This is a genomic window from Inquilinus limosus, assembly GCF_002195995.1.
Lineage (GTDB): Bacteria > Pseudomonadota > Alphaproteobacteria > DSM-16000 > Inquilinaceae > Inquilinus > Inquilinus limosus_C.
This window is the reverse complement of the sequence record NZ_NHON01000183.1, coordinates 1-5,359: the sequence shown is the minus strand read 5'-3', so window position 1 is coordinate 5,359 and position 5,359 is coordinate 1. Positions and strand designations below refer to the sequence as shown.

The window sequence follows — 5,359 nt, the reverse complement described above, 5'->3', positions numbered from 1 at the left end:
GGCGGGCGAGACCTACATCATCGACACCGCCACCGGCGACATCTTCGACCAGAACTGGACCCTCTTCCGCACCCTGCCCATGGACGACCGGCCGCCGGACACCGGCGGGGCCGCTGCCCCGCCCGCCACGCCGCCGCCCGCCACGGCGCCGCCGGATCCCGGCGGTGAGCCATCCGGAACGGCCGCGCCCGGCGAGGACGCGGACGAGGCCGAGCGCAAGCGCCTGAGGCGCGAGCGCGACGCCGAAGGACGCCGCATGATGATGATGGCCCATATCTTCCGGCACGCGTGATGCCGGAAGCGGCGATCATGCGCGTCACAACGCCCCTCCCTCGTCGTCATTGCGTGGAGGCGAAGCCGACGAAGCAATCCAGAGGCCGGTGCGCACTGGCCCCTGGATTGCTTCGCTGCGCTCGCAATGACGGCGCTGGAAATTCCGAAACGGTCCCGCCAGACAGAAGCGGCCGGCCCCGGGCCGATCGCCTGATCTAGGAAGCTTTTCCAGGAACGAACCCGGCCGTCACGGCTTCTATCCGGTGACGGGCCGGGAAGGGAGATCCGCATGTGCACCCGACATCACCGCCACTCGATCTTCTGCATCCTGCCGCCCTATCTGCTGCGCGAGATCCTCGCCAATGGCAGCAAGGCCCAGAAGGCGGCCGCCAGCCGGGCGCTGGGCATCGACACGACGTTCCGCACCATGCGCGTCCGCCTGGCGGTGGCGCAGTCGGTCACGGACCGGCGGCACCGCAAGCTGGCCCTGCCGGCGGCCCGGCAGCGCAGCATCTATACCGCCGGCAACAGCGAGACCCTGCCGGGCACGCTGGTGCGCGCCGAGGGGCAGGGGCCGTCCGGCGACGCCGCGGTGGACGAGGCCTATGACGCGCTGGGCCATACCTTCGATTTCTTCCTCGAGGCCTATCGCCGCAACTCGATCGACGATGACGGCCTGGCGCTCGACGCCACGGTCCATTACGGCGAGGACTACAACAACGCCTTCTGGAACGGCCAGCGCATGGTGTTCGGCGACGGCGACGGCCAGCTGTTCAACCGCTTCACCGCCTCGCTCGACGTCATCGGCCACGAGCTGGGCCACGGCGTCACCGAGGACGAGGCCGGCCTAGTCTACATGCAGCAGCCCGGCGCGCTGAACGAATCCCTGTCCGATGTCTGGGGCTCGCTGGTCAAGCAATGGGTGCTGAAGCAGACCGCCGAGGAGGCCGACTGGATCATCGGCGCGGGGCTGTTCACCAAGAAGGTGCACGGCGTCGGCCTGCGCTCGATGAAGGCGCCGGGCACCGCCTATGACGATCCGGTGCTGGGGAAGGACCGCCAGCCCGGCCATATGAAGGACTATGTCGACACGATGCAGGACAATGGCGGCGTCCACATCAATTCCGGCATCCCGAACCGGGCCTTCTACCTCGCCGCCACCGCGATCGGCGGCAATGCCTGGGAGCGGGCGGGGCGGATCTGGTACGATACGCTGCGCGACGCCCGGGTGACCGAAACCACGAAATTCGCCGACTTCGCCGCGGTGACGGTGGATGTGGCGGGGCGGCTGCCCGGGTCGAAGAAGGCCGAGGTCAAGGCCGTGGCCGATGCCTGGAAGCAGGTCGGCATCCCGACCGGCTGAGGCTGTCGGAGTTGGGGCCTCCGGGGCAGGAGCCACGGGGGGCCGGTTCAGCTTTTAGGGGTGCGGGATAGAACCTCTGGTCTCACCTTGTGTTGTCATTGCCGGGCTTGATCCGGCAATCCAGGGGCCACCGGGAGCGGCTCTCGAAAGCCCCTGGATCCTCGGGTCAAGCCCGAGGATGACAATAAAGGAGTGAAAATTTGAGATCGACACGCCCAAGTCGCGACTTTTCCTGAACTGAGCGACAGCGGGCAGGAGCGGGCGATGCGGATCACCTTCGCGATGTCGAGCACGGGGCTGTTCTATTCGCCGGGGCTGGCGGAGCCGGCGGTGCTCGACCTGGCGGCGCTGCCGCAGGCCGAGGCGGCGCGGATCGCGGCGCTGGTGCGCGACGCCCATCTCCTCGACCGGCCGGCGGCGGCGCTGGAGAGCCTGGCGCGGCCGACACCCGATGCCCGCAGCTTCACCGTGACGGTGGAGCAGGATGGGCGCAGCCGCACGCTGGAGCTGGCCGAGCCGATCGCCGACCCCACGCTGCGGGACCTGGTCCGCTGCCTGCAGGACCAGGTTAGGGCGCGGCGGGCAAAGGGACGGCCATAGTCTTTTCTCCGCGAGTGCAGTCGACGCCAGCTCGCCCGCGTGATCGGTCCCGAATAAAGCCATAGTTTTGCGCAAAATTACTCTTCTGCCACGAAATTCTGCGACTTATTTCTTAGCCCACTGGGGGAGATAGGACGATGGCCATCATTCCGGGAACTGCGGGCGACGACACTCTCAACGGCACATCAGCAAGCGACCAGATCACCGGCGCCGGCGGCGACGACACGATCTTCGACGGCGATTCGCTGCCCGGCGCGGCAGACACCATCAATGGCGGCGACGGCGACGACTATGTCTATACCTACGCCGGCGCTGACACCATCAATGGCGGAGCCGGGCAGGACACCCTCTCCTTCTATTATTATAATAATACAGTGGCGTTCACCGTCACGGCCAACACGACGCCGGGGGGGATCACGACGACCTCCACCGGTGTGCAATTCGCCAATTTCGAGAAGCTGTCCTTCTATCTCGGCTCCGGCGACGACATCGTGACCGGGGGCGACGGGGACGACTCCTTCTCCGGCAATGCCGGGAGCGACAGGTTCAACGGCGGCAGTGGCCGCGACAGCGCAAACGGCGGTCTGGGCAATGACATCATATCCGGGGGCAGCGGCGGCGACTATCTGTCCGGCGACGAGGGAAACGATACGCTTCACGGCAACAGCGGCAGTGATTCCCTCTACGGCGGAGCAGGCATCGACTCCATTCTCGGCGGCGATAGCAACGACTACATAGATGGTGGTGCCGGCGGCGACTTGCTCGATGGCGGCGCCGGCAGCGATAACCTGAACTATTATTCCTCCACCGCCGCAGTGGCCGTGAACCTGGCGTTGGACGCCGCGAGTGGGGGTTATGCGCAGGGCGATACCATCTCGAATTTCGAGAATGTCTCCGGCAGTCAGTTCAACGATACGCTGACCGGAAATGCCGCTAGCAACGGCCTCTACGGCTATGACGGCAACGACGTGCTCTCCGGCGGCGGAGACTATGATTCCATGTCCGGCGGCAACGGCAGCGACACCCTGTTGGGGGATGCCGGAAACGACTATCTTTCCGGCGACGACGGCAACGATGTGCTGCGCGGCGGCGCCGGCGGGGACAGCCTCTACGGCGGCAGCGGCAACGACACCGCCAGCTACTACACCGGCTCTGTCGGGATTGTGGTCGACCTGACGGCCGGCACCGGCAGCGGCGGCGACGCCCAGGGTGATTTCCTGAACGGGATCGAAAACATCTCCGGCAGCCAGGGCAATGACAGCCTGGTCGGGAACACCGGCGCCAATGTGCTGCAGGGCTGGAACGGCAACGACGTGCTCACCGGCGCGGGCGGCAGGGACACGCTGACCGGAGGGGCCGGGGCGGACCGCTTCGTCTACGGCAGCGCGGCGCAGAGCCCGGTCGGCGCCGGGGCGGACCTGATCACCGATTTCAGCCACGCCCAGGGCGACAAGATCGATCTCGCGGCGATCGATGCCAACACGACCGCGGCTGGCGACCAGGCCTTCACCTTCATCGGCAGCGGCGCCTACACCGGCGTCGCGGGGCAACTGCGCTATGCCCAGACCAGCGTCAACACCACCATTGTGGCCGGCGACCTCGACGGCAACGGCACCTCGGACTTCCACATCGTGCTGTCCGGGCACATTGCGCTGGTCGCCGGCGACTTCGTGCTTTGAGCACGGCCCGGCAGAATGCCGGGCCGGCGGGGGGATCGCGAAGGCCGTCGGTACGGTGGCCTACGGCCTTCGCGGTTTACCCGGCCTGAGGCAGGGGAGCTCCGGTCGGGCGGCCACCCTTCGGGCCGCGGATGCCGGTCAGGTCGGCCCAGCGGTAGCGGTCCATCGCCAGGCCTTCCAGGTCGATCTCGGCGCGGCGGCCGGAGACGATGTCCGACATCACCCGGCCGGAGCCGCAGGCCATGGTCCAGCCCAGCGTGCCGTGGCCGGTGTTGAGGAACAGGTTGCCATAGGGCGTGCGGCCGACCACCGGGGTGCCGTCCGGCGTCATCGGCCGCATGCCGGTCCAGAAGCTGGCGCGGGAGACGTCGCCGCCGGCCGGGAACAGGTCGGTGACCGAATGCTCCAGCGTCCGCCGCCGGGCGTCCCACAGCCTGCTGCTGTAGCCGGCCAGCTCGGCGGTGCCGCCGACGCGGATGCGGTCGCCCAGCCGGGTGATCGCGACCTTGTAGGTCTCGTCCATCACGGTCGAGACCGGCGCGCCCGCCGCCTCGGTCACCGGCACGGTGATCGAGTAGCCCTTGACCGGATAGACCGGGATCTCGATGCCCAGCGGCTTGAGCAGGAGCGGGGAGTAGCTGCCCAGCGCCAGGACGTAGCCGTCGGCGCGCAGGGTCTCGCCGCCCTCCAGCGCCACGCCGCCGATGCGGTTGCCGTCGGTCATCAGCCCGGCGATGCGGGCGCCCCAGCGGAAGCTGACGCCCAGCCCTTCGGCCAGCTTGGCCAGGTTGTTGGTGAACTTGAAGCAGTCGCCGGTCTCGTCGCCCGGCAGGCGCAGGCCGCCGGCCAGCTTGTCCTTCACCCCGGCCAGCGCCGGCTCGGCCACGGCGCAGCCGGCCGGGTCCAGCACCTCGTAGGGCACCCCGGCCTCCTGCAGCACGGCGATGTCCTTGGCCGCGGCGTCGACCTGCTTGCCGGTGCGGAACAGCTGCAGCGTGCCCTGGGCCTTGTCGTCATAGGCGATGCCGGTGTCGGCGCGCAGCTGGCGCAGGCAGTCGCGGCTGTACTCGGCCAGGCGGACCATCCGCTCCTTGTTCACGGCATAGCGGGCGGCGGTGCAGTTGCGCAGCATCTGCGCCAGCCACAGCCACTGCCGCGGGTCCAGCTGCGGGCGCAGCACGAAGGGGCTGTGCTCCATCAGCATCCACTTGATCGCCTTCAGCGGCACGCCAGGGGCGGCCCAGGGCGCGGAATAGCCGGGCGAGACCTGGCCGGCATTGGCGAAGCTGGTCTCGTTCGCCGGGCCTTCCTGCCGGTCGACCACCGTCACCTCATGGCCGGCGCGGGCGAGGTAGAAGGCGGTGGTCACGCCGATGACGCCGGCGCCGAGGACGATGACCTTCACGACGGAACTCCTTCGAGAACCAAGGCGGGGGAGGGGGGG

The 5,359-nt window shown here is 68.4% G+C and carries 4 protein-coding genes and 1 pseudogene; 4 read left to right on the top strand and 1 reads right to left on the bottom strand.

Going from position 1 to position 5,359, the window contains the following annotated elements; genetic code table 11:
• From BWR60_RS37480 to BWR60_RS35470, 4 genes and pseudogenes are all read left to right on the top strand, one after another.
• A pseudogene (locus BWR60_RS37480) lies at positions 1-292 on the top strand (hypothetical protein); the annotation flags it as partial.
• 270 nt (positions 293-562) lie between these two features.
• Positions 563-1,636: a M4 family metallopeptidase gene (locus tag BWR60_RS35480; RefSeq protein ID WP_088157983.1), complete on the top strand. Its 1,074-nt coding sequence runs from the start codon at positions 563-565 to the stop codon at positions 1,634-1,636.
• Positions 1,637-1,900: 264 nt separating this feature from the next.
• Positions 1,901-2,236, top strand: a complete 336-nt coding sequence (locus tag BWR60_RS35475) for a protealysin inhibitor emfourin (RefSeq protein ID WP_088157981.1) — start codon at positions 1,901-1,903, stop codon at positions 2,234-2,236.
• A gap of 137 nt (positions 2,237-2,373) precedes the next feature.
• Positions 2,374-3,915 carry a calcium-binding protein gene (locus tag BWR60_RS35470; RefSeq protein ID WP_088157979.1) on the top strand — a complete coding sequence of 514 codons (1,542 nt, stop codon included), beginning with the start codon at positions 2,374-2,376 and terminating at the stop codon, positions 3,913-3,915.
• 76 nt (positions 3,916-3,991) lie between these two features.
• On the opposite strand, the gene BWR60_RS35465 is transcribed toward BWR60_RS35470, so the two are convergent.
• Complete coding sequence (locus BWR60_RS35465) at positions 3,992-5,320, bottom strand: D-amino acid dehydrogenase (protein WP_088157977.1); 1,329 nt, start codon at positions 5,318-5,320, stop codon at positions 3,992-3,994.
• Between the last annotated feature and the right edge of the window lie 39 nt (positions 5,321-5,359).

Excerpts from the sequence above, each read along its gene's own strand:
- BWR60_RS35480 (WP_088157983.1), top strand. The coding sequence starts at position 563 with ATGTGCACCCGACATCACCGCCACTCGATCTTCTGCATCCTGCCGCCC.
- BWR60_RS35470 (WP_088157979.1), top strand. The coding sequence starts at position 2,374 with ATGGCCATCATTCCGGGAACTGCGGGCGACGACACTCTCAACGGCACA.
- BWR60_RS35475 (WP_088157981.1), top strand. The coding sequence starts at position 1,901 with ATGCGGATCACCTTCGCGATGTCGAGCACGGGGCTGTTCTATTCGCCG.